A 22,224-nucleotide genomic window follows, 5' to 3' on the forward strand; every position below is an offset into this window, starting at 1 on the left:
GGCTTAGGCCAGGTCCAGCGTACCGGTCAAATCGCCCAGCGGGGCCAGGCCATTCTGCGCGAATGCCCGATCTCGCGCGACCACCCCATCGAGCGGCGCCAGCCCGTGCACGCGGCTAATCAGGCGAAGAATCGAATTGGTGTCGTACACCGTGTGGTCGATATAGCCCTTTCTGGCCAACGGCGAAATCACCAGCGCGGGAATCCGCGACCCCGGCCCCCAGCGGTCGCCTTTCGGCGGCGAGACCGGATCCCACCAGCCGCCGTTCTCGTCGACCGTGACGACCACGACGGTGTTGGCCCACTGCGGGCCGCGCTGAATATGTTCGATCACGTTCGCGATGTGGCGGTCTCCCGACGCGACGTCCGCATACCCCGCGTGCATGTTCAGGTCGCCCTGCGGTTTGTAGAACGTGACTGCCGGCAAGCGCCCGGCATCGATATCCGCAATCAGGCGGTTGGTGGAAGCGTCGTCGCCAAGGCCCGCGTCGCGCAGATACTTGCGCCGCGCGGCCGTGCCCGGCGCGTAATTGGCGAAGTAGTTGAATGGCTGATGGTGGTACTGGAAGTCGGGCACCGCGCCGGTGTCCTGATGCTCCAGCGCGTACTGCCACGCACCGCTGTACCACGCCCAGTCGACACCCTTGTCCGTCAGACGGTCGCCGATCGTCGCGTAGTTTTGCGGCGGCATCACGCGCGGATTCGAGGGGTCGGCGAACGCGGGATTGCCGCCTTCGGCCGGACGCACATTGCTCGGCTGGTAAGGTGGCGCCATGGTGTTGACGGCGTAGCCGTCGGGGGTAAATGCGCCGTCGTTGACGAATTTCGGCGGCCCGTCGAGCGCGGACGCGGGCGAGTCCGGCGCCAGCTTGAGGCGCGTGCCGGTCGGATCGTCGCCGTCGACCACCGAGACCATTTTCTTTGCCGGACTGTTATGGATGTCGGGATAGAAGGGCGCCTGCGCCGAGATCAGGAAGATGTGATTCATCCACGAACCGCCGAAGGCCGCCATGAAGAAGTTGTCGCACAACGTGTATTGCTGCGCGAGATTCCACAGGCGCAGTGTGTCGGCGGAATTGCGGTAGTGCCCCATCACCAGGCCGCCGGAATCGCCCCATGCGGCAAACTGATTGTTGCGCCCGGCGTTGATCTGCATCTGGTTCTGATAGAAACGATGCACGAGATCGCGGGTGATCACGCCGGTCGGCAGCGGCGCGCCTTGCGCGTCGGTGATATGAAACGGGCCGTTGCGCAGATTGGCGATGTCTTTCTGACCAATCATGTAGCGCTTGCCGTCCACTTCTTGCGCTTGCGGCACGAGGCCGCCCCAGATGGCCGGCAGACGCGGCAGCGGCGTCTTGCCGTCGCGGTCGAGTTGCAGATAACGCTCGGCGCTCACTGCATCGAGCGGATGCTGGATGCCGGGAAAGTTGCCGTACAGGTTCGCGAAGCTGCGGTTCTCGGCGTAGATCACCACGATCTGCTTGACCTGATCGTGTAGCGCGGCGTCGAGCCGCAAGTCCGCGGCACTGCGCGGCGCGGTGCCGCTCGCGGTACTTTGTTCGGTCTTGCAGCCGGTCAGTGCGAGTCCGATGCCGACCGCCGCGATCCCGGTTAAGACACGGCGGCGTTCGGGATCGTCGGGGGCGTTGTCGGGGTTCGGCGGCAGGGTGGGGTCGTTGTCTGTCATCGGTAGGTTCCGAAATTAGCGTGGCGGGCGCTTAACAATCAGATCGCCGCCGCTCGGGGCGGCGTGCGCGCGGCACTGGGGCGCGATGGATCGCTGCAAAGGATAGCACCGGGATAGCACCGCGCGAAACGCTGGCGACGGTGCGGGAGGCCGCGTGCTTCGCGCTATCATGTTGCTCTGTATCCGATGAACAGCAGAAACAGCAGAAACGGCAGCCAAGATGGCAAAAGAAGAGCAGACAGGAGCGGGACGCAAGCAAACGAAGCCACGCGGCGCGGCCGCTCCGGCTTCGCAGGACGAAGCGGCGCTGTCCCACGCGGAAGGCGCCGATTCACCCGATTCCACCGATGAAGAAAGCGCCGGCGGATCGACTTATCTCGTGCCAGGGCTGGAGCGCGGTTTGCGCATCCTCGCCGAATTCAGCGCGCGTGAGCCGATTCTGGGCGCGCCCGAATTGTCCAAGCGCATTGGCATTCCGCGCACCACCACATTTCGTCTACTGCAAACGCTCGAAGCGCTAGGCTTTCTTGAGCGCGTGAACGGCGACCGCTATTTCCGCCTGAGCGTCGCGGTGCTGCGGCTCGGCTTCGAATACCTGAGTTCGCTCGAACTGACCGATGTCGGCACGCCGATTCTCGAACGTCTGCGCGACGCGACCGGCCTGAGCACGCATCTGCTGATCCGCGACCAGCGCGACGTGGTGTTCGTCGCCAAGGCGCAAACCCATGAGCCGATGTTCAGTTCGGTGAAGGTGCATGTCGGCACGCGTCTGCCCGCGCATGCCACGGTGCATGGCCAGGTGATGATGGGCGACTTGAGTTTCGAAGAATTGCGTCAGTTGTATCCCGAGCCGCAACTCGAACGTTTCACCGAACGCACGCCCGCGACTGTCGAAGAACTATACGGACGTGTGCGCGAAAGCGCGGCGCTTGGCTACGCCGTGAGCGAAGCGTCTTTTGAACGCGGGATTTCGGTCGTGAGCGCGCCGGTGCGCGACCAGAGCGGCAAGATCACGGCCGCGTTGACGGTCACCATTCCGCGTTCCGATATCGGCGAAGCAGAAGAACGCGAGCCGCTCATCGTCGCGGTTTGCCAGGCGGCGCTCGAATTGTCCGAACGCCTCAGCTACCGTCCGCGGCCGGATGATCCGACCGCGGCTCAAGCGCGCCGCAGACTGATTGCGGCGAACTGACATCAGAACGAGTGGTGGATACCCGTCAGGAAAATCGTCTGGTTCCGCCCGCTCGACACCCCTGCCGTGAAGAACGCGGCGTCCGTATTCGAGCCCGCGCGCTCATATAGTGCATTCACGTACAACTGTGTCGATTTCGACAGCGCGTAGATATCCCCGATCATGAACTGCGTCCAGCGGTGGCCGGCTAGCGTGGTTGTCGCGGCGCCGCCCGCGACGGTGTTGAACGGCGTGAACTGGTAGTTCGCACCCACGTCGTAGCTCTGATACGTGTCCGAATGACCGGACGACTCCAGCTTCACGCGCGTGTACAAACCATGTACCAGCAGCTTGCCGAACTGGTATGACGCGCCCGCGCCCATGTTCTCGACCTTGTCCGCGCTGTAGTTCGCAGCGGCGACACCCTGGAAGGTGGTGAGACCGGTCGTCACGATCGACGGCGTACGGTTGTGCTCGTTCGCATAGGTCGCGCCGGCCTTGAACGGACCATTCGCATAACTAAGTGCGAAGCTCAGTGTCTTGCCCGTGGAGAAGTTGGTCGTGTTGCCGAGACCCATCATCGCGCCGACCGAGAAGCCGTCGAAGCTCGCCGAGCGGAACTTCACCGAGTTGTCGAACGGCACCACGCCGGTGTCCGCAAGCTCGTCGATGTTGCCCGGGTGGAACGCGTACCAGCTCGCGGCCAGATAGGCCGTGCTAAACGGGTCCAGTATGTCGAAACTGAACGGCGTCTGGTGACCCAGCGTTACCGTGCCGATCTGGTCCGAACTCAAGCCCACGAACGCCTGGCGATTGAACAGCGTGCCGGCTTTGGCGAATGCGCCCGTGTTCGTATAGAAGCCGTTTTCCAACTGGAAAACGGTCTTCAGGCCACCGCCCAGATCCTCGACGCCCTTCAGGCCCCAGCGGTCCGGCTGCATGTTGCCTTGCTCTTCGATCCACTTCGAACTGCCGCCTGCATTGCTGATATACGCGATACCGGCATCCAGGCTGCCGTATAGCGTGACACTGCTTTGCGCCCATGCGCCAGTCGTTGCGCAGATTGCCGTCAAGCCGGCCGCCGCAATGATGTGCTTCACCGTTGGTTCTCCTGATCACACGACGGATAGCTCGCGCCCATTTCGTCGTCCCTGATCCTTTGCTTTGGGTTGAATGCAGCTTCGGGTTTATGCGCCAAAACTGCGCTGCTATTTGTTCCACCTATGGGCGTTTGTATCGCCTATGGAAAAGTATAGTGAGTCTTGAAGTGGTCAAAATAAATTTTCGGACCCCGTACAAACCCGCATGAAGAGCGGTCGATTCGTCTGAGAATAATGGGCAAACCCAAGCCCCAAAAGGCTCTTCAGCCGATGCGCCGATTCATTTCTGTTCACGCAAAGCTGTGTTGTGAACACGACAGTCGGTGTTTTCCCCTACCACCCCAGATTTTTATTTTCTCGAGCCAAAGCCACTCCTATAATTATCCATACACGAACTGATGTTCCTTATATGGAACATAAGGCTTCAGGAGAAGGCGAGAAATGACTGAACAATGGCGCTGCGCCGGCCATGCCGGCGACCTGTCCGAAGACGCGCCGCTCGAGTTCAAGCTCGACGGCACGGAAATCGGCATCTACAAGGTGGGCGATGCGCTGTACGCGCTGGAAAACGTCTGCCCTCATGCATACGCATTGCTGACGCAGGGCTTTGTCGACGGCGACACCGTCGAATGCCCGCTACACGAAGCCGTGTTCCATATCCCGACCGGCAAATGCTTGAAAGAGCCCGGTGGCCGCGACCTGAAGATGTACTCGGTACGTCTCGCCGGCGAAGAAATCCAGATCAAGGTGGAATGACATGCGAGAGCAAATCGTGAACTTCAATCCCTTCCTGAAGCCGTGGCTCGCGCCGCAGCCGAACAACGTCGCCGGCAAGGGCGTGATCGAAAAGCCGGGCGAGACCGAAAACTTCATCTGGCAAACGCGTAAGGCAGAGCCGACCCAATACGAGAACGACTTCGGCGATGCGCTCGAAAAGGTTTTCGAAGCCGGCGCGAATGAATTGCAGGAAGTTGTCGACGGTTTGAACCGCGTGGGTTTCCGCACTCCGGAAGGCAACGCGTGGGACGCCGAGCGTCTCGCCGCCGAATTCCGCCTGCTCGCCGAATAAGCGCGCTTTCCCGAACACGTCTCATCGCTTTCGTTTCCGGAGTCTCTTTATGACGTCCCCCAATACAACGACTCAAGACGCGGCCGACCCGATCCAGTCTTATCTGAACCGTGGCTTGCGCAATTACTGGTATCCGGTCGCACCGAGTTGGCAGGTCGGCGACGCGCCGGTCGGCATCACGCGCCTCGGCGACCAGATCGTGCTGTGGCGCGACAAGGAAGGCAAAGTCCACGCGCTCGAAGACCGCTGCCCGCACCGCGGCGCGCGTCTGTCGCTCGGCTGGAACCTCGGCGGCAGCGTTGCATGCTGGTATCACGGCATTGAAATCAATGGCGGCGGCACGGTCACGAAAGTCCCGGCTGTTTCGAACTGCCCGCTGGAAGGCCAGAAGTGCGTGAAGTCGTATCCGGTCGAAGAGTATGCCGGCGCGATCTTCCTGTGGTTCGGCGATGACGCCCACAAAGAACCCGCTCCGCTCGAGCTGCCGGAAGAACTGGTCGGCGACGAATACGCGAGTTTCCTGTGCATGTCGAACTGGAAATGCAATTACCAGTACGCGATCGACAACGTGATGGACCCAATGCACGGCGCTTATCTGCATGCGACTTCGCACTCGATGGCCGAAGGCGACAAGCAGGCCGATATGCGTGTGCGCAAGACGGAAACCGGCTTGATGTTCGAAAAGGTCGGACAGCGCGACGTGAATTTCGACTGGGTCGAACTCGGTGAAACCGGCACGCTGTGGATGCGCCTCGCGATTCCATACAAGAAGAAGTTCGGCCCGGGCGGCAACTTCGGGATCATCGGCTTCGCCGTGCCCGTCGACGAAAACAACTGCCAGGTTTACTTCTGGCGCACGCGCAAGGTGTCGGGCTGGCAGCGCGACGCATGGCGTTTCATGTATCGCAACCGCCTCGAAGGTCTGCATTGGGCCGTGCTGGAACAGGATCGCTATGTTCTCGAAAGCATGGCGCCGAATGCACGCGAGCACGAATTCCTCTATCAGCACGACGTCGGCATGACGCGTGTGCGGCGCATGTTCCGTCAACGCGCCCAGCAGCATTTCGCCGAGCTGGATGCGTATCACGCTCAGACCGCTCAGGCAGGCACTACTCAAACCGAGGCAGCAGGCCACAGCCATGCATAACGAAGCGTCAGCGGCTTTGCCGGCACTCAAAGACCGGCGCGTCCTCGTGACCGGCGGCGCGCGCGGTCTCGGCGCGGCGTTCGTTCGCGCGCTGGTGCAAGCCGGTGCGCAAGTCGTGTTCGGCGACGTCCTGCATGACGAAGGCCGCGCGCTTGCGACGTCGCTGGTCGAGCAGGGCCACGCGGTGACGTATCTGCCGCTCGATCTCGCTGATCCCGCCAGCATCAGGCAGTTTGCCGATCAGGCCGTGGCGCAGCTCGGCGGGCTCGACGCATTGATCAACAACGCGGCGATCACCAACTCGGGCGGCAAGTTCGCCGACGAGTTGTCGGTCGATACGTGGGACGCCGTGATGAACGTCAACGTGCGCGGCACGTGGCTGATGAGTAGCGCTGCGTTGCCGTATCTGCGCGACTCGGGCCGCGGCAGCATCGTCAATATCGCTTCGGACACGGCAATGTGGGGCGCGCCGAAGCTGCTCGCGTATGTCGCAAGCAAGGGCGCCGTGATCTCGATGACCCGCTCGCTGGCGCGCGAATTCGGTGCCCACGGCGTGACGGTCAACGCGATCGCGCCGGGCCTCACCGAAGTCGAAGCCACCGCTTACGTACCCGCCGAGCGTCACCAGTATTACCTGCAAGGCCGCGCGCTGACGCGCGCACAGGTGCCCGACGACGTCACCGGGCCGGTGCTGTTCCTGTTGTCCGATGCCGCGCGCTTCGTGACTGGCCAGTTGCTGCCGGTCAACGGCGGCTTCGTGATGAATTGATCTTGTCGAATCGAAAGGAGAAAGAGATGGCGGACGCCGAACTCGAACGCAAATCGTGGGAACAACCCGCGGACGCGAGCTTTGCACAATGGCTGGATGGCCGCGTCGCGCGCCTGGAAACGCGTCGTTATGACTGGGACGCGCTGAAGTTCCAGGCCGACTACGACCCGAAGTATCGCCGCGCGCAAATGCGCTATGTCGGCACGGGCGGCACGGGCGTCGCGAAGGACATGAACACGGTGCCCGCGGGCGGCTTCACGTTTTCGACGATGGTGATTCCGGCCGGCAACATCGGCCCGAGCCATATCCATATGGATGTCGAAGAAATCTTCTTCGTGCTGCGCGGCAAGATGAAAGTGATCTGCGAAAAAGACGGCGAAACGTGGGAAGCCGTGCTCGGCGAGCGCGATCTGATTTCGGTGCCGCCGGGCGTGTATCGCACGGAGGTGAACATCGGCGAAGAAGACGCGTTGATGTGCGTGATGCTCGGTTCGCCGAAGCCAATCACGCCGACGTATCCGCCGGATTCGCCGTTGGCCAGGCTCAAACGCTAAGTATTCAGTGTTGGAAACCCCCGCGAAGGCAATCATGTCCGCAGTCCCGTCCCGTATCGCTGATAACGTCGCTCAGAACGCTACGCTCGAAGCGCGCCTTGCACGCTTTCCGGCGCAGCAGATCTGGCTCGCATCGCAACGTGCGGTGAGTTATCGCGAGGCGGATAGCGCCGCAAGTGACGCACTGCCTTTGGTGCTGCTTCACGGTATCGGGTCAGGCGCGGCTTCGTGGGTACAACAGTTTGAAATGTTGGGCGACGCGCGCCGTGTGCTGGCGTGGGATGCGCCGGGATATGGCGCGTCGACGCCGGTAGAAGCCGATTCGCCCGCTGCAGGCGACTACGCAACGGTGCTGAAAGAATGGCTCGACGCGCTCGGCATTGAGCGCTGTGTGCTGCTGGGGCATTCGCTTGGCGCGATCGTCGCCGGAGCGTTTGCTGTGACGAATCCGCAGCAGGTGGCCGGTTTGCTCCTGCTGTCGCCGGCTGGCGGATATGGCGCTTCGCCTGCGGACGTGCGCGAGAGCAAACGCGATCAGCGTCTCGCCATGATTAAGGAACTCGGCCCACAAGGTCTCGCTGAAAAACGCAGCACCAATATGTTGTCCGCGAACGCGAGCGATGAAGCGCGCGCATGGGTGCGCTGGAACATGTCGCGGGTGATCTCGCGTGGCTATGCTCAAGCAACGCATCTGCTCGCAAACGCCGATCTCGCCAGCGATCTCGCGCGCTACAAAGGCCGCATCAGCATCGCAGTCGGCGCAGACGACGCTATCACGCCCCCCGAAGCCTGCGAGCGACTCGCCCTGACGGCCGGCACCAGGTTGCAGGTTGTACCGGGTGCTGGGCATGCCGGCTATATCGAAGCACCCACCGCGTACACCGCGATCATCGACACGTTCTGTCGCGCGAGCGACGGACAACGGAGCCAATGAATGACGCCCGACACGATTAACGCCGAGCGCGCCGCGGACGACGACCGCAACGACGCAGACACCAGCAGCGAGATCAACTATCGTGTGCCGGGTCTGGAACGTGGTCTGAAGATACTGACTGAGTTCTCGCCGCGCGAGCCGGTTCTCGGCGCACCGGAACTATCAAAACGCCTGAAGATTCCCCGCACGACGGTGTTCCGTCTGCTGCAAACGCTCGAATCGCTCGGTTTTCTCGAGCGCGCCGATAAAGACCGCAACTATCGCCTCGGCGTCGCGGTGCTGCGGCTCGGTTTCGAGTACCTGAGCTCGCTTGAACTGACCGATCTCGGTTTGCCGATCATCGAAGCCTTGCGCAACGACACCGGCCTCACCAGCCATATCGTGATTCGCGACGGACGCGATGTCGTGTTCGTCGCCAAGGCGCAAAGTCATGCGCCGATCTTCAGCTCGGTGAAGGTGAATGTCGGTACGCGCTTGCCGGCCTACGCAACGACGCACGGCCAGGTGCTGATGAGCGACATGACGCTCGACGAGTTGAAAAAACTATATCCCGAGCCGGAACTGGAACGCTTTACCAAACAGACACCCGCCACCGTCGAGGACCTGTACGAACGGGTTTGCGACGACGCGAGGCGCGGTTATGCGATCAGCGAATCGTCGTTCGAACGCGGTATTTCGGTGGTGAGCGCGCCGGTTCGCAACGACACGGGCCGCATCGTCGCAGTGATCACAACCACGATTCCGCGTCCTGAGATCGACGCTTCGTTGCTCGACAGCGGCCTGATCGACAAGGTTCGCCGTGCGGCCGACGAACTCTCGCAGCGGCTCAACTATCGGCCGAAGGGTAGCTCGAACGCGGGCACGAAATACATGAAGGCACTGGGGCTCAAATGATCCAAATCGACTTGACCGGACAGGTAGCGGTGGTGACGGGCGGCTCGTCCGGCATCGGCCTTGCGACCGCCGAACTGTTTCTGCGAGCCGGTGCTTCGGTCGCGATCTGCGGACGCGACAGCGAACGGCTGGCGCAAGCGGAAGCCTCGCTGAAGGCACAGTTTCCGCAAGCGCAATTGCTGGCGCAAACCTGCGACGTGCTTAACGCGCACGAGGTTGCCGCCTTCGCGCAAGCAGTGCAAACCCACTTTGGCCGTACCGACATGCTGGTGAACAACGCCGGGCAGGGCCGCGTCTCGACCTTCGCCGACACCGGCGACGACGCCTGGCGCGAAGAACTCGACCTGAAGTACTTCAGCGTAATTCGCCCGACTCGCGCATTTCTGCCGATGCTGCGCGACGCCGCGGGGTCTGGCAAGAACGCGGCCGTGGTCTGCGTGAACTCTCTGCTCGCACTGCAACCCGAGCCGCACATGGTGGCGACTTCGTCGGCGCGGGCCGGTGTGCTGAGTCTCATCAAATCGCTCGCGGTCGAGCTCGCACCGCAGCGCATCCGCGTGAATTCGATTCTGATCGGCATCGTCGAATCGGGACAATGGCGCCGCCGTTACGCGAAAGAAGCGCAACCGGGCCAGAGCTGGGAAGACTGGACCGCCGAACTGGCGCGCAAGAAAAACATTCCGCTAGGCCGCTTCGGTCGCCCCGAAGAAGCCGCACAAGCGCTCTTTTACCTGGCTACGACGCTGTCGTCCTATACGACGGGCAGTCACATCGATGTTTCTGGAGGCGTTGCACGACATGTCTAATACAACCACCGTTGGCGAACTGATCGCTGCTTTTCTCGAGCAATGCGGCGTTCAAACCGCATTCGGCGTGATCTCGATCCACAACATGCCGATCCTCGACGCGATCCACAACCGCGGCAAGATTCGCTATGTCGGCGCGCGCGGCGAAGCCGGCGCGGTGAATATGGCCGACGGCCTTGCGCGTGTCTCCGGTGGCCTCGGCGTTGCGTTCACCAGCACGGGAACGGCAGCGGGCAACGCGGCCGGTGCGATGGTCGAAGCGCTGACGGCGGGCACGGCGCTCCTGCACATTACCGGTCAGATCGAAACGGAGTACCTCGATAAAGACCTCGCATATATCCACGAAGCACCGGACCAATTGTCGATGTTGCAGTCGATTTCGAAAGCGGCGTTCCGCGTGCGTTCGGTCGAGACCGCACTGCCGACGATCCGCGAGGCGGTGCGCGTCGCGCAGACGGCGCCGAGCGGTCCCGTCAGCGTCGAAATTCCAATCGACATTCAGGCGGCGGAAATTGACTGGCCCGCCGACCTGGCCGCGCCGCACGTCACCACGCTCACGCATAGCAGCGCGCGCGTCGCACAACTCGCGGATCAACTGGCGAGTGCGAAGCGCCCGTTGTTGTGGCTCGGTGGCGGCACGCGTCATGCACGCGCTGCGGTTGAGCGTCTCGTGGCGCTGGGTTTCGGCGTAGTGACTAGCGTGCAAGGCCGTGGCGTGCTGCCGGAAGATCATCCTGCTACGCTGGGTGCGTTCAACGTGCATTCCGCCGTCGAAAGCTTCTACAAGACTTGCGATGCGCTGGTGGTGGTCGGCTCGCGTCTGCGTGGCAATGAAACACTGAAGTACAAGCTGGCGCTGCCGCAACCGTTGTATCGCATCGACGCGGACGCGCTCGCCGACAACCGTGGCTATCGCAACGACATGTTCGTGCACGGCGACGCATCGGCGGTACTCGAAGAGCTTGCGACGCTGCTCGAAGGCCGTCTGAAGGTCGATCCCACGTTTGCGCAAGACCTCGCCGCCGCGCGCGAAAGTGCCGTCACGGATGTGGGCAAGGGCCTCGGCCCGTACAAGCGCCTTGTCGATGCACTTCAACAGGCGGTGGGCCGCGACTACAACTGGGTGCGTGACGTCACGATCTCGAACAGCACGTGGGGCAACCGCATGCTGAAGATTTTCTCGCCGCGCGCGGGCGTTCATGCACTTGGCGGCGGCATCGGCCAGGGCATGCAAATGGGGATTGGCGCGGCACTCGCCGGCAATGCCGCGAAGACCGTGTGCCTGGTCGGCGATGGCGGCTTGATGGTGAACGTCGGCGAACTCGCGACGGCTGTGCAGGAAAACGCCAACGTGATGATCGTGCTGATGAACGACCAGTGCTACGGCGTGATCCGCAACATTCAGGACGCGCAATACGGCGGCCGCCGCTGCTACGTCGATCTGCACCAGCCGGATTTTGCGCAGTTCTGCGAGAGCCTGAAGCTCACGCACTACCGCATCAAGTCGCTCGATCAGGCCGAGGAGATTATCCGCGAAGGTATGGCGAAGACGGGCCCCGTGCTGGTCGAGGTGGACATGCTGTCGGTCGGCTCGTTCGCCACCGCATTCGCGGGGCCGCCGGTCAAGGAAAAGGAGCCGGAACATGCGTGAGACCGGCTACGCGGGGCATCACGCACCCGTCGACGTCGCGATGATCGGCTTCGGCGCGATTGGCCAGGCGGTGTATCGCTCGGTCGAGTCGGATCCGACGGTGCGCGTGTCGCACGTGATCGTGCCGGAACGCCATATGGCGTCGGTGCGTGAAGTGGTGGGTGCGTCGGTCGACGTGGTCTCGTCGGTGTCCGCGTTGAACAGCCATCCGCATTTCGCGCTGGAATGCGCGGGGCACAGCGCGCTTGTCGATCACGTGGTGCCCTTGCTGAAAGCCGGGACGGATTGCGCGGTGGCTTCGATCGGCGCGCTGTCCGACATGATGTTGCTGGACGCGCTAGCCGCCGCCGCCGATGAAGGCGACGCGACGTTGACGCTGCTGTCGGGCGCAATCGGCGGCGTGGACGCGTTGTCCGCCGCCAAACTCGGCGGCCTCGACGAAGTGCTGTACACGGGGCGCAAGCCGCCCACGGGTTGGCTCGGCACGCCAGCGGAGCAGGTTTGCAATCTGCACACGTTGAGCGAAGAAATCGTGATCTTCGAAGGCAGCGCACGTGAAGCGGCGCGCCTGTACCCGAAGAACGCCAACGTCGCCGCGACCATCGCGCTCGCCGGCCTGGGTCTGGACCACACCATGGTCCGCCTGATCGCCGACCCGAACGTGACGCGCAACGTACATCGCATTGTGGCGCGCGGCGCATTCGGCGAGATGTCGCTGGAAATGTGCGGCAAGCCGCTGCCGGACAACCCCAAGACGTCCGCATTGACCGCGTACAGCGCGATTCGTGCGCTACGCAATCGCGCGGCACGCTGCGTGATTTAAGCCATTAGCTGAAGCAAACCGGAACGACCGACATGACTCACTTCGATACCAGCCTTGTGCCCACCGGCGATATTTTCATCGGCGGCGAATGGCGGCAAGGGCGTGGCAATCCGTACAAAAGCCTGTATCCGGCGGATCAGTCGGTCAACATGGAAATCTCGACGGCCAATGCCGACGACGCCCGCGAAGCCGTAGAAGCCGCGGATGTCGCATGGCGCAAGCCGGATTGGTCGGGTTTGAAGCCGCATCAACGCGCGCTGATTCTGTATCGCATCGCCGATCTGATCATGGCGCGTCACGAGGCGCTGGCGCAATTGCAGCGTCGCGACAACGGCAAGCCGATTGGCGAAACGCGTGTGCTGGTGGCAAGCGCCGCTAACACGTTCCGTTATTTCGCTGCGTGCCTTGAAACGCTCGACGAAGAAGTCACGCCCTCACGTGGCGACTATCTGACCATGAGCATTTACGAGCCGATCGGGGTGATCGCGGCGATTACACCGTGGAATTCGCCGATTGCTTCGGACGCGCAAAAGCTCGCACCGGCCCTGGCCGGCGGCAACGCGGTGGTACTCAAGCCGGCCGAAGTCACGCCGCTGGTCTCGCTCGCGTTGGCGCGTATCTGCGAAGAAGCCGGTGTGCCGAAGGGTGTTCTGAGTGTCGTGCCAGGTAAAGGCTCGGTGATCGGCGACGTGCTGGTGCGCCATCCGTTGGTCAAGAAGGTGTCGTTCACGGGGGGCACCGAAGTGGGCCGCGGTATCGCGCGCATTGCCGCGGACAAGCTGATGCCGGTCTCGCTCGAACTGGGCGGCAAATCGCCGACCATCGTATTCGACGACGCCGATCTCGACCACGCTGTGAACGGCGTGTTGTATGGCATTTTCAGTTCGTCGGGCGAAGCGTGCATCGCGGGCTCGCGTCTGTTCGTGCAGCGCTCGATCTACGACACGTTTATGAAACGTCTCGCGGAAGGCGCGCGCAAGCTGCGTGTCGGCGATCCGTCGCGCGCGGAAACACAGATGGGTCCGCTGATTACCGCCGCGCATCGCGAAACGGTTGAACGTTACGTCGCGTTAGGTCTGGAAGAGGGTGGCCACCTGTTGTGCGGTGGCGAGCGCCCGGTTGGCGATGGCCGCGAGCAGGGTACTTACTTTCAGCCGACGATACTCGAAGGCCTCACGAACGACGCCCGCATCTGCCAGGAAGAGATCTTTGGCCCGGTGCTGGTCGCGATGCCGTTCGACGACGAAGCCTCGTTGCTGAAAGAAGCCAACAACAGCGTGTTTGGCCTTGCCGCCGGCATCTGGACGCGTGATTACAAACGCGCCTACCGCATCGCTCGCGCACTCGAAGCCGGCACGATCTGGATCAATACCTACAAGCTGTTCTCGATCTCGACGCCGTTTAGCGGCTGGAAGGAGAGCGGCATGGGACGCGAGAAAGGCCGTCTCGGCATCCGCGAATATATGCAGCAGAAGAGCCTCTACTGGGGCTTGAACGACGCGCCGCTGGCGTGGGCGAACTAATACGCAAGAGGCACGGTATGACGATTCTCGGTATTGAACAGATTATTTACGGCGTAACGGATCTCGCCACCTGCCGCCGGTTTTTCGCGGACTGGGGTTTGAAAGAGATCGAGCATGACGATAGTCACGCGCGCTTCGAAACGCTGAACGGCTGCACGGTACGCTTGGTCGATGCGAACGATCCGTCGCTGCCGCCCGCCTTCGAAGAAGGTCCGACGCTGCGTGAAGTGACCTGGGGTGTGGCGACCAAAGCCGAACTCGACGAACTGCGCGGCCGCTTTGCAGGCCAACCCGGCCACTTCGAAACGGAAGACGCCGTGGGTTGTATCGATCCGAACGGTATGGCGATTCGCGTCGAAGTGACTCGCAAACGTGCGCTCGATATTCACGGCTCGCCTTCGAACGTGTGGGGGCAAACGCTGCGCGTCGATCAACCGTCGCCGATTTACGAACGTGCTGAACCGGTTGAAGTGGGTCATGTGGTGTTCTTCACGAACCAGCTGGCGGAACAGGAAAAGTTCTACCAGGAACTGCTCGGCTTCGAAATGTCGGACCGTTATCCGGGCCGTGGCGCGTTCATGCGTTGCGCACCGCACGGCGGGCATCACGACATTTTTCTACTGGCCTTGCCGGGTGGAAAGCGCGGTCTCAATCATGTGGCGTTCACCGTGCGCGACATTCACGAAGTGTTCGGCGGCGGCATGCATATCAGCCGCTGTGGTTGGGACACGCAACTCGGGCCGGGGCGTCATCCGGTCTCGTCGGCGTACTTCTGGTATTTCCAGAATCCGGCTGGCGGCTTGATCGAGTACTACGCCGACGAAGACCAACTCACGCCCGAATGGCAGCCGCGTGATTTCGAACCGGGTCCGACCGTGTTCGCCGAATGGGCGATCGACGGTGGCATCGACGGCAATACGCGTCGCCAGAAAAACGCGAAGGCGCCGGAAGGCAAGTTCATGACGGAGCGGAAAAATGACTGACGCTGCTGTTGCAAAGGCTGAAGCCGCACACGCCGGCCTGGAAGCACCGCGCACGATTGTCGTAATCGGTGGAGGCCAGGCTGCTGGCTGGGTCGTGAAGACGTTGCGCAAGGAAGGTTTTGATGGCCGCCTCGTGATGATCGCCGACGAGATTCATTTGCCGTATGAGCGGCCGCCGCTGTCGAAGGCGGTGCTCTCCGGCGAGGCGGATATCGAGACCGTGCGCCTCGTGAAGCCCGACGATTTCGATGCGCTGAACGTCGAAGCATGGCAACCGGACTGCGCGACGTCGATCGATCGTGAAAAGCGCATTGTTCGCACGCAGTCGGGCCGTGAAGTGCAATACGACCGGCTGGTGATCGCAACGGGCGGCGCGGCGCGGCGTTTGCCTGATTCGCTGGTGAATACCTCGCACATCACCTATCTGCGTACGCTCGACGAAGCCGTCGCTTTGGGCGAGCGGCTGCGTGCCAGCCAACGCGTGCTCGTTGTAGGCGGCGGATGGATTGGTCTCGAAGTCGCGGCCACGGCGCGCAAGCTCGGCGTGGAAGCGGCGGTAGTGGAAGGCGCGCCGCGTCTGTGCGCTCGCTCGTTGCCGCCGATGGTGTCGGACTTCCTGCTGCAACTGCATCGGGCAAATGGCGTGGACGTGCGGCTGAACGCGTCGCTCGTGTCGATTGCGGATCATCCGGACGACGCCAACCGTATTCGCGCGACATTCGCCGACGGTTCCACGCTTGACGCCGACTTTGCTGTCGCCGGCATCGGCCTCGCGCCGCATACGGCGCTGGCGGAAGCCGCGGGTATCAAGGTGGACGACGGCATCGTCGTCGATCATTTCGGCGCGACCGACGACCCGCGCATCTTCGCGTGCGGCGACGTCGCGAACCATCCGAGCGCGTGGTTGAAGCGCCGCGTGCGGCTCGAATCTTGGGCCAACGCGCAGAACCAGGCGATCTCGGCGGCGAAAGCGTTGCTTGGCAATTTCGAGCCGTATGCGGACATTCCATGGTTCTGGTCCGATCAATACGACGTCAATCTGCAAATCCTCGGCGACATTCCGGGCGATGCGCAACTCGCGATACGCGGTGATGTACCGGGCAAACGCGCCACGCTTTTCCATCTGGAAGACGGCGCGATTCGCGGTGTGATTGCCATCAACACGCCGCGCGAACTGAAATTGTCGCGCAAGTGGATGAACCAGGGCCGGACGATCGACCTTGCCACCCTGACCGACGCCTCAACGGCGCTTGCCTAACCACATCTACGGACGGCACCACGGCATGAGAACCATCGACAACACCATGGGGGACCGCAGCAGCGCCGGTGTCTCAGGCCCCGTGACCCGGGGCTCGATCATCGCGCGTCTCGAACGTTTGCCGAAGAACGCGATGCAGGTGCGCGCGCGCATACTGATCGGTCTCGCGACGTTCTTCGACGGCTTCGACGTGATCGCGATCGCGGCCACGCTGCCGATCCTGATTGCGAAGTGGCATCTGACGCCGTGGGAAATCGGCTTTCTGATCGGCTCCGGTTCGGTCGGACAGTTGATCGGCGCGTTCGTGTTCCCGTGGTACGCAGAGCGCAACGGCCGCGTGAAGGCGATTGCGCTGAGCTCAGGGATCATCGGCATTACGAGTATTGCGTGCGGCTTTGCGCCGACCTTCGCGGTGTTTGTCGCGCTGCGCGTGATTCAAGGGCTGGGGCTCGGCGGCGAATTGCCCGTGGCGGCGACCTATATCAACGAGATTAGCCGCGCGCATGGCCGTGGCCGTTTCGTGCTGTTGTATGAAATCGTTTTTTCCGGTCGGGTTGCTCGCATCGAATGCGTTGGGTGCATGGATCGTGCCGCGGTTCGGTTGGCAGGCCATGTACTTCATTGGCGGCATGCCGTTGATTCTGTTCTTCGTACTGCGCAAACTGGTGCCCGAATCGCCGCGCTGGCTTGCAGAACGTGAACGGATGGCTGACGCCGATGCCGCTGTGCACGCTTTCGAACGTGCCGTGAAGGGTTCGCTGCCGCCCGTCACCCAGTCGGCGGAATTCGATGCGATGGCCAATCGGCATCCGAAGCGTCGCATGGGCGACCTGTTCGGGCCGGCCTATCTGAAGCGCACGATGGCCGTGGCAATGCTGTGGATTACGTGCGGTTTCATTCAGTACGGTCTCTCGACCTGGCTGCCGACGATCTACCGCACGGTTTATCACGCGCCGCTGCAATTGGCGTTGAATCTGGCCGTGGCGGCTTCGGTGCTGGGCGTGGTGGGTTCGCTGACCTGTGCGCTGCTGGTCGACAAGGTGGGTCGCAAGCCGATCATCAATTTGTCTTTCGTGGCGTGCGCGCTTTCGCTGTTGCTGGCAGGTGTGTTCCACAACGCGTCGGTGTATGTGGTGGCGACGTGCTGCGCGTTTGCGCTCGGTTTTCTCGCCTGCGGCTTTATCACCGCTTATGTGTACACGCCGGAACTGTACCCGACCAGCATCCGTGCAATGGGCTGCGGTGTGGGCGGCGCGTGGCTGAAGGTGGCGGCGATCTTCGCGCCCGCCATCGTGTCGAAGACGATGATCGGCGGTAATCTGGAGGTGGCGTTTTATATTCTCGCGGCTGTGCCGTTCATTGCGGCGATCACGGTGCACTTGCTTGGGATTGAGACCAAGGGGAAGGTGCTGGAGCAGCTCGAGGCTTGATGTCTTTTTGGGCGTGTGATGGGTTTGGTGGGCGGTTGATGTTGAGGTTGAAGGAACCGCGATGGCAGGGAGATGAAGGGCGCACTGGGTGGTGCGCCCTTTGTTTTTTGTGGACGGCAATGGATGCGCTCTGGAAATTTAATGTCAAGTGCGGTGAGTCCATGCGGTCGGGTCACTTGCGCTCGCACAAGATCCTTCAAAGTGCGTGCCTTGTGTAGGGGATTTACTACTCAATTACAGATTCATCCTCTATGAATCCAATCTGCTTTTCAATATCTTTCTGTTAATTAGTAAGCCTATATATGAGGGATATTGATGGTCGGTTCAATTGGACGTTTGTTTCCCTCCTGTATAGGCAGTCGGCGAGAAGCTAGGCGAACGGCGGCCGGGCGTATAGCTGGTTCTTGCGCTCTGGTCTGCCTACTGATGCCTGTGATGCCTGCCTACGCCGACGACATTACCTACGGCTACGACGCCTTGGGCCGGTTGACGTCGGTCGCCGTGTCTGGCGCCACCGCGTATTACGACTACGACGCGGCGGGCAACATCACGGCAATCCGGCGGCAGGGTGGGGTGGCTTCTGCGGTGCCGGTGAGCGGCACGGGTTCTCCGCCGGCTGCGGATGCCGGTAATCCGGCATTGTCGCCGGCATTGTCGTCAATCCCGACTCAGACCAGCGCGCGCCAGGTTCGCGGCGCCTGATCTTCCGGGTTCCTTCCCCCGCCTCTCCCAGATCCTTATGCACACTATCGATGCCCTCACGGCGCGTCGGGTCCTCCTGCGCCCGTTCGTGCTGTTCTTCTTCGTGCTGCTGTCGTGGTTTGTCACGCCGCACGCGCATGCGGTCGAGTGTCCCGGCCGCTACGCGGCGTCCGGCGCGTATCCTGCCGATCCGATGTGCCCGCTCAAGGCCGCGGCCGCTGACTTCGGCGGCATGGGCGGCTACGTCTGTGGCGATCCTTCGGTGATCGCGAGCTATTGCAGCGGTCCGTCGGCCACCGACACGACCGAACCGGTTTCGCCCGAGGGCAGCATGCCGGACGACCAGGACAACTGCGCGGCCGACGCCACTGCCGGGTGCGGCAGCAGCACGTCGGGCGGTGAACCGGTCAACCTGTACACCGGCCAGTTCTACTTCTTTCGCCACGATCTGGCGCTGGCCGACACGCTGCCGCTGGATCTTGCCCGCACCTACCGCAGCGGCGCTTACGACGGTAGCGGGCGGCCGCTGGTGGGCGCGTTCGGCGTCGGCGGCGGCCTGGGCTTCGACACGATCCTGGCGATGAGCACGGACCGCCAGCGCCTCGAACTGCGCCAGGCCACCGGCATCCGTGTGCCGTTCACGCCGCGCGCGGGCAGCGGCGGCAAGGGCTGGGACGATCTGACCAGTCCCGGCGAGTACTACCGCGCCCGCATCGACGCGGCCGGCACGACCGGCCTGACGCTGACGCTGAGCGATGGCCGCATCCAGCGCTTCACGTCGATCGGCGGCGTGTACCGCCTGAGCCGTCTCGAGGACCGCAACGGGAATGCTGTCGTGATCGCCCGTGACAGCAGTACGGGCGCGATCACCAGCGTGAGCGGCCCCAATGGCCGCACGCTGACGTTCACGTCGATCGTGGGGGCGCGCGGCACGCCGCTCATTTCGCGCGTGACCGACCCGCTGGGCCGCCAGGTGAGCTACACGTACGACAGCGCGGACCGTCTGGTTCAGGTGAGCGACGCAGCCGGCGGCATCTGGAAATACGGCTGGGACAGCAACTCACGCCTTGCAGTCATCACCGACCCCGAGGGCAATCTCCAGGTCGCCAGCACCTACGACGACAACGATCGGGTCATTGCCCAGAAACTCGCGGACGGCAGTACCTTTGCGTTCGCCTACACGCTGGGCGGCGGCAAGGCCACGCAGACCGACGTGACCGACCGGCGCGGCAGCATCCGCCGCGTGGAGTTTGACGCAAACGGACGGGTGGTGCGCAATACGTATCCGCTGGGTGACACCGCGCAGCAGGTGCAGACCTTCACGTACGACGCGACGGGCCGGGTGACGAACCTGGCGGCAGGCGATCGCCAGTACACCTATGGCTACGACACGAACGGCAATCGCATCAGTGAGGCCGATCAGTACAGCACGCTGCACACGCGCACCCATGACGGCTACAGCCAGGTCCTGACGGACGCGGAAGCGGGCGATCCGCAGCGGGGCGTGGCCACCGTCTACACGTACGACGCGAAGGGCAACCTGCTGACGGTCACTGACCGGCTCGGTAAGCGCACGACTTTCACGGTCGACGCGCAGGGTCGCGTCCTGACGGTGACCGATGCCTTGAAAGGCGTCACACGTTACACCTATACCGGCGGTGACCTGACGGCTGTCACCGATCCGCTGAACCGCACCACGCAGTACACGACGGATGCGGCAGGCCGTGTGACGGCGGTGCAGGACCCGCTGGGCAACAGGACGAAGCGCACACTCGACGCGCTGGACCGCACGACCGATATCACCGATGCACTGAACGGCGTGACCCGCTTCACGTGGGACCGTAACGGGCACCTGCTCAGCCAGAGCGACCCGAAGGGGGTGACCACGCGCTACACCTATAACGCGATCGGCCGTCCGGTGAGTAAAACCGACCCGCTGGGCCACAGTGAGACGTACACGTGGACCAGTGCCGGGCAACTGGCCAGCGTGACCGACCGCAAGGGGCAGGTCACTACATACAGGTATGACGCGGCGGGGCGCCTGGTGTCGAAGGTGGCGTCGCCGTCGTCCACCGCGGGCTTCATCCGGTCGTGGAGCTACGCCTGGGACAGCGCGAACGGCCATCTGATGGGGGTCACGCAGAACACGGCGCGCGATCCGTCGGTGAAAGAGATCTCGATGAAGATCTATGCCTACGACGCACTCACCGGCAAGCTGGCCAGGGAAGACCAGACACCGATCGTGCCGGGGCAGACCATCCAGTACGCGTATTCCCCCGCGAGCCGCGAACTGGAGCGCCTGCTGCTCGACCGCGTGACGGTGCAGTACACACGCGACGCGGCACACCGGCTCACGCAGGTGCAGTACCAGCTGAACGACGGCACGGTGAAGACCTTCGGCTTCGCCTACGACGCACTGGGCCGGCGCAGCCAGGCGTCGCTCGCCAACGGCATCGCCATCGGGTACACGTGGGACGCGGCGAGCCAGTTGACGGGCATCACGTACCGTCGCGCGGACGGCAGCGTGCTGGGCGACCTGACCTATGGATACGACCTGGCGGGGCGTCGCACGAAGATGGGCGGCAGTCTGGCGAAGACGGCGCTGCCGCAACCGGTCGGAGACGCGCAGTACAACGGCGCGAACCAGCTCACGCGCTGGGCGGGCTTCACGTTCACGTACGACCTGAACGGCAACCTGACGGGCGACGGCGAGAACCAGTACGGCTGGGATATCCAGGACCAGCTGCAGTCGCTGACGCGGCAGGCGGGAGCGTGGAACGCGTCGTACGTGTATGACATGTTCGGCCGCCGGCGGTGGGCGCAGATCAACAGCCAGCGCACGGACTATTTCAGCGCTGGCGACGACCTGAGCCTGGTGAACACGGACAACGACTGGGCGCACCGCACGCGCCAGTTCTCGCTGTTCGGCGAGGGCGCATCGGACGAGTTGATGTTCCGCCGGATCGGCGACGATGCGAACCAGGACCGGTACCCGCTACGGGATGCGAACAATAACGTCATTGCGCTGACGGATGCGAACCAGCAGATCGTGACGCGGTATACGTACGAGCCGTATGGCCGGACCACGCAGAGCGGCACGGCGGATAGCAATCCGCAGCAGTACACGGCGCGGGAGAATGATGGGACGGGGCTGTATTACTATCGGAACCGGTATTACAGCCCACAAACCGGGCGGTTCATTAGCGAAGACCCCATAGGCTGGGCGAGTGGGCAGACGAATGCGTATGCTTACGTCAACGGCAATCCGGTTCAGTTCACGGATCCGGCCGGGCTGCAGTGGGCCTTCCCGATTACACCTCCTCCAGTGCCGGGGATGGGACCGAGAACGGGCGGCGGTGTTCCGTCATGGTTCAACGATCTGGTCAACGGCATTACGTCGATCAAGCCGCCGGCAAATGCCTACGATCCGAACGGACCGAAGGCGCCTGGTAAGCCCTCAGCGGCTGATGGATTTCAAGACCCGAAGGGTGGTGAAAACTGGGTACCCAATCCGAATCCAGGACGAGGCGGCTCTGCGTGGGGATGGGAAGACGCTGATGGGAACGTGTGGTGTCCGACTGGACAGGGCGGCCGGGCGCACGGCGATCCACATTGGGACATACAAGGACCGGGCGGCAAGTATGGAAACATGTATCCCGGTGGGAAATACAGGCCCGGAAATTAGCCAGCGATCTTTGGAAGTATTCGAAGCCACGCAGGA

Annotated in this window: 18 protein-coding genes and 1 pseudogene; 17 read left to right on the plus strand and 2 right to left on the minus strand. The window is 62.7% G+C overall.

The window, feature by feature from the left end; genetic code table 11:
* Positions 1-3 precede the first annotated feature (3 nt).
* A complete protein-coding gene (locus GH665_RS21515; RefSeq protein ID WP_153138702.1) occupies positions 4-1,689 on the minus strand; it encodes an acid phosphatase in 1,686 nt (561 codons plus the stop codon).
* 220 nt (positions 1,690-1,909) lie between these two features.
* Here GH665_RS21515 and GH665_RS21520 point away from each other — a divergent pair, with 220 nt between their 5' ends.
* Positions 1,910-2,881 (plus strand): IclR family transcriptional regulator, encoded by a 972-nt coding sequence (locus GH665_RS21520; RefSeq protein ID WP_153138704.1) that lies wholly within the window; start codon positions 1,910-1,912, stop codon positions 2,879-2,881.
* 2 nt (positions 2,882-2,883) lie between these two features.
* Here GH665_RS21520 and GH665_RS21525 read toward each other — a convergent pair whose 3' ends face one another.
* Positions 2,884-3,960 (minus strand): porin, encoded by a 1,077-nt coding sequence (locus GH665_RS21525; protein WP_153138706.1) that lies wholly within the window; start codon positions 3,958-3,960, stop codon positions 2,884-2,886.
* 441 nt (positions 3,961-4,401) lie between these two features.
* Between GH665_RS21525 and GH665_RS21530 the strand changes: the two genes are divergently transcribed.
* From GH665_RS21530 to GH665_RS21605, 16 genes and pseudogenes are all read left to right on the plus strand, one after another.
* A complete protein-coding gene (locus GH665_RS21530; RefSeq protein WP_020068683.1) occupies positions 4,402-4,716 on the plus strand; it encodes a non-heme iron oxygenase ferredoxin subunit in 315 nt (104 codons plus the stop codon).
* A gap of 1 nt (position 4,717) precedes the next feature.
* Entirely contained in the window at positions 4,718-5,029 is a 312-nt protein-coding gene (locus tag GH665_RS21535) for a recombinase-like helix-turn-helix domain-containing protein (RefSeq protein ID WP_030103723.1), read from the plus strand.
* A 49-nt stretch (positions 5,030-5,078) separates the two neighbouring features.
* The gene (locus GH665_RS21540; protein WP_153138708.1) at positions 5,079-6,176 is read left to right on the plus strand and encodes an aromatic ring-hydroxylating dioxygenase subunit alpha; all 1,098 of its coding nucleotides are present in this window, start codon (positions 5,079-5,081) and stop codon (positions 6,174-6,176) included.
* On the plus strand, positions 6,169-6,945 hold the full coding sequence (locus GH665_RS21545; protein ID WP_153138710.1) for an SDR family oxidoreductase: 777 nt from the start codon (positions 6,169-6,171) through the stop codon (positions 6,943-6,945). The genes GH665_RS21540 and GH665_RS21545 overlap by 8 nt, the downstream gene beginning before the upstream one ends.
* A 26-nt stretch (positions 6,946-6,971) precedes the next feature.
* Positions 6,972-7,499 carry a cupin domain-containing protein gene (locus tag GH665_RS21550; protein ID WP_153138712.1) on the plus strand — a complete coding sequence of 176 codons (528 nt, stop codon included), beginning with the start codon at positions 6,972-6,974 and terminating at the stop codon, positions 7,497-7,499.
* Positions 7,500-7,533: 34 nt separating this feature from the next.
* Complete coding sequence (locus GH665_RS21555; RefSeq protein WP_153138714.1) at positions 7,534-8,433, plus strand: alpha/beta fold hydrolase; 900 nt, start codon at positions 7,534-7,536, stop codon at positions 8,431-8,433.
* A complete protein-coding gene (locus GH665_RS21560) occupies positions 8,434-9,327 on the plus strand; it encodes an IclR family transcriptional regulator (RefSeq protein WP_174771746.1) in 894 nt (297 codons plus the stop codon).
* Complete coding sequence (locus GH665_RS21565; RefSeq protein ID WP_153138716.1) at positions 9,324-10,133, plus strand: SDR family oxidoreductase; 810 nt, start codon at positions 9,324-9,326, stop codon at positions 10,131-10,133. Before GH665_RS21560 ends, GH665_RS21565 begins: the two co-directional genes overlap by 4 nt.
* Positions 10,126-11,784 carry a thiamine pyrophosphate-binding protein gene (locus GH665_RS21570; protein WP_153138718.1) on the plus strand — a complete coding sequence of 553 codons (1,659 nt, stop codon included), beginning with the start codon at positions 10,126-10,128 and terminating at the stop codon, positions 11,782-11,784. The genes GH665_RS21565 and GH665_RS21570 overlap by 8 nt, the downstream gene beginning before the upstream one ends.
* On the plus strand, positions 11,777-12,607 hold the full coding sequence (locus GH665_RS21575) for an aspartate dehydrogenase (protein ID WP_028195926.1): 831 nt from the start codon (positions 11,777-11,779) through the stop codon (positions 12,605-12,607). The genes GH665_RS21570 and GH665_RS21575 overlap by 8 nt, the downstream gene beginning before the upstream one ends.
* A gap of 32 nt (positions 12,608-12,639) precedes the next feature.
* The gene (locus GH665_RS21580; protein WP_153138720.1) at positions 12,640-14,130 is read left to right on the plus strand and encodes an aldehyde dehydrogenase; all 1,491 of its coding nucleotides are present in this window, start codon (positions 12,640-12,642) and stop codon (positions 14,128-14,130) included.
* 17 nt (positions 14,131-14,147) lie between these two features.
* The gene (locus GH665_RS21585; protein WP_028195924.1) at positions 14,148-15,113 is read left to right on the plus strand and encodes a VOC family protein; all 966 of its coding nucleotides are present in this window, start codon (positions 14,148-14,150) and stop codon (positions 15,111-15,113) included.
* Positions 15,106-16,371, plus strand: coding sequence for an NAD(P)/FAD-dependent oxidoreductase (locus GH665_RS21590; RefSeq protein ID WP_153138722.1), 1,266 nt, complete (start codon positions 15,106-15,108; stop codon positions 16,369-16,371). Before GH665_RS21585 ends, GH665_RS21590 begins: the two co-directional genes overlap by 8 nt.
* A 25-nt stretch (positions 16,372-16,396) precedes the next feature.
* Positions 16,397-17,801, plus strand: a pseudogene (locus GH665_RS21595) (MFS transporter).
* Between the two features lie 435 nt (positions 17,802-18,236).
* Positions 18,237-18,503 carry an RHS repeat domain-containing protein gene (locus tag GH665_RS21600; protein ID WP_246216314.1) on the plus strand — a complete coding sequence of 89 codons (267 nt, stop codon included), beginning with the start codon at positions 18,237-18,239 and terminating at the stop codon, positions 18,501-18,503.
* Positions 18,504-18,540: 37 nt separating this feature from the next.
* Positions 18,541-22,188 (plus strand): RHS repeat-associated core domain-containing protein, encoded by a 3,648-nt coding sequence (locus GH665_RS21605; protein ID WP_153138725.1) that lies wholly within the window; start codon positions 18,541-18,543, stop codon positions 22,186-22,188.
* The last annotated feature ends 36 nt before the right edge of the window (positions 22,189-22,224 follow it).

The sequence above is a fragment of the Paraburkholderia agricolaris genome (assembly GCF_009455635.1).
Classification (GTDB): Bacteria; Pseudomonadota; Gammaproteobacteria; order Burkholderiales; family Burkholderiaceae; genus Paraburkholderia; species Paraburkholderia agricolaris.

Excerpts from the sequence above, each read along its gene's own strand:
- GH665_RS21550 (WP_153138712.1), top strand. The coding sequence starts at position 6,972 with ATGGCGGACGCCGAACTCGAACGCAAATCGTGGGAACAACCCGCGGAC.
- GH665_RS21520 (WP_153138704.1), top strand. The coding sequence starts at position 1,910 with ATGGCAAAAGAAGAGCAGACAGGAGCGGGACGCAAGCAAACGAAGCCA.
- GH665_RS21600 (WP_246216314.1), top strand. The coding sequence starts at position 18,237 with ATGCCTGCCTACGCCGACGACATTACCTACGGCTACGACGCCTTGGGC.
- GH665_RS21570 (WP_153138718.1), top strand. The coding sequence starts at position 10,126 with ATGTCTAATACAACCACCGTTGGCGAACTGATCGCTGCTTTTCTCGAG.
- GH665_RS21535 (WP_030103723.1), top strand. The coding sequence starts at position 4,718 with ATGCGAGAGCAAATCGTGAACTTCAATCCCTTCCTGAAGCCGTGGCTC.
- GH665_RS21540 (WP_153138708.1), top strand. The coding sequence starts at position 5,079 with ATGACGTCCCCCAATACAACGACTCAAGACGCGGCCGACCCGATCCAG.
- GH665_RS21515 (WP_153138702.1), bottom strand. The coding sequence starts at position 1,689 with ATGACAGACAACGACCCCACCCTGCCGCCGAACCCCGACAACGCCCCC.
- GH665_RS21530 (WP_020068683.1), top strand. The coding sequence starts at position 4,402 with ATGACTGAACAATGGCGCTGCGCCGGCCATGCCGGCGACCTGTCCGAA.
- GH665_RS21560 (WP_174771746.1), top strand. The coding sequence starts at position 8,434 with ATGACGCCCGACACGATTAACGCCGAGCGCGCCGCGGACGACGACCGC.
- GH665_RS21545 (WP_153138710.1), top strand. The coding sequence starts at position 6,169 with ATGCATAACGAAGCGTCAGCGGCTTTGCCGGCACTCAAAGACCGGCGC.
- GH665_RS21565 (WP_153138716.1), top strand. The coding sequence starts at position 9,324 with ATGATCCAAATCGACTTGACCGGACAGGTAGCGGTGGTGACGGGCGGC.
- GH665_RS21580 (WP_153138720.1), top strand. The coding sequence starts at position 12,640 with ATGACTCACTTCGATACCAGCCTTGTGCCCACCGGCGATATTTTCATC.
- GH665_RS21605 (WP_153138725.1), top strand. The coding sequence starts at position 18,541 with ATGCACACTATCGATGCCCTCACGGCGCGTCGGGTCCTCCTGCGCCCG.
- GH665_RS21585 (WP_028195924.1), top strand. The coding sequence starts at position 14,148 with ATGACGATTCTCGGTATTGAACAGATTATTTACGGCGTAACGGATCTC.
- GH665_RS21575 (WP_028195926.1), top strand. The coding sequence starts at position 11,777 with ATGCGTGAGACCGGCTACGCGGGGCATCACGCACCCGTCGACGTCGCG.
- GH665_RS21590 (WP_153138722.1), top strand. The coding sequence starts at position 15,106 with ATGACTGACGCTGCTGTTGCAAAGGCTGAAGCCGCACACGCCGGCCTG.
- GH665_RS21555 (WP_153138714.1), top strand. The coding sequence starts at position 7,534 with ATGTCCGCAGTCCCGTCCCGTATCGCTGATAACGTCGCTCAGAACGCT.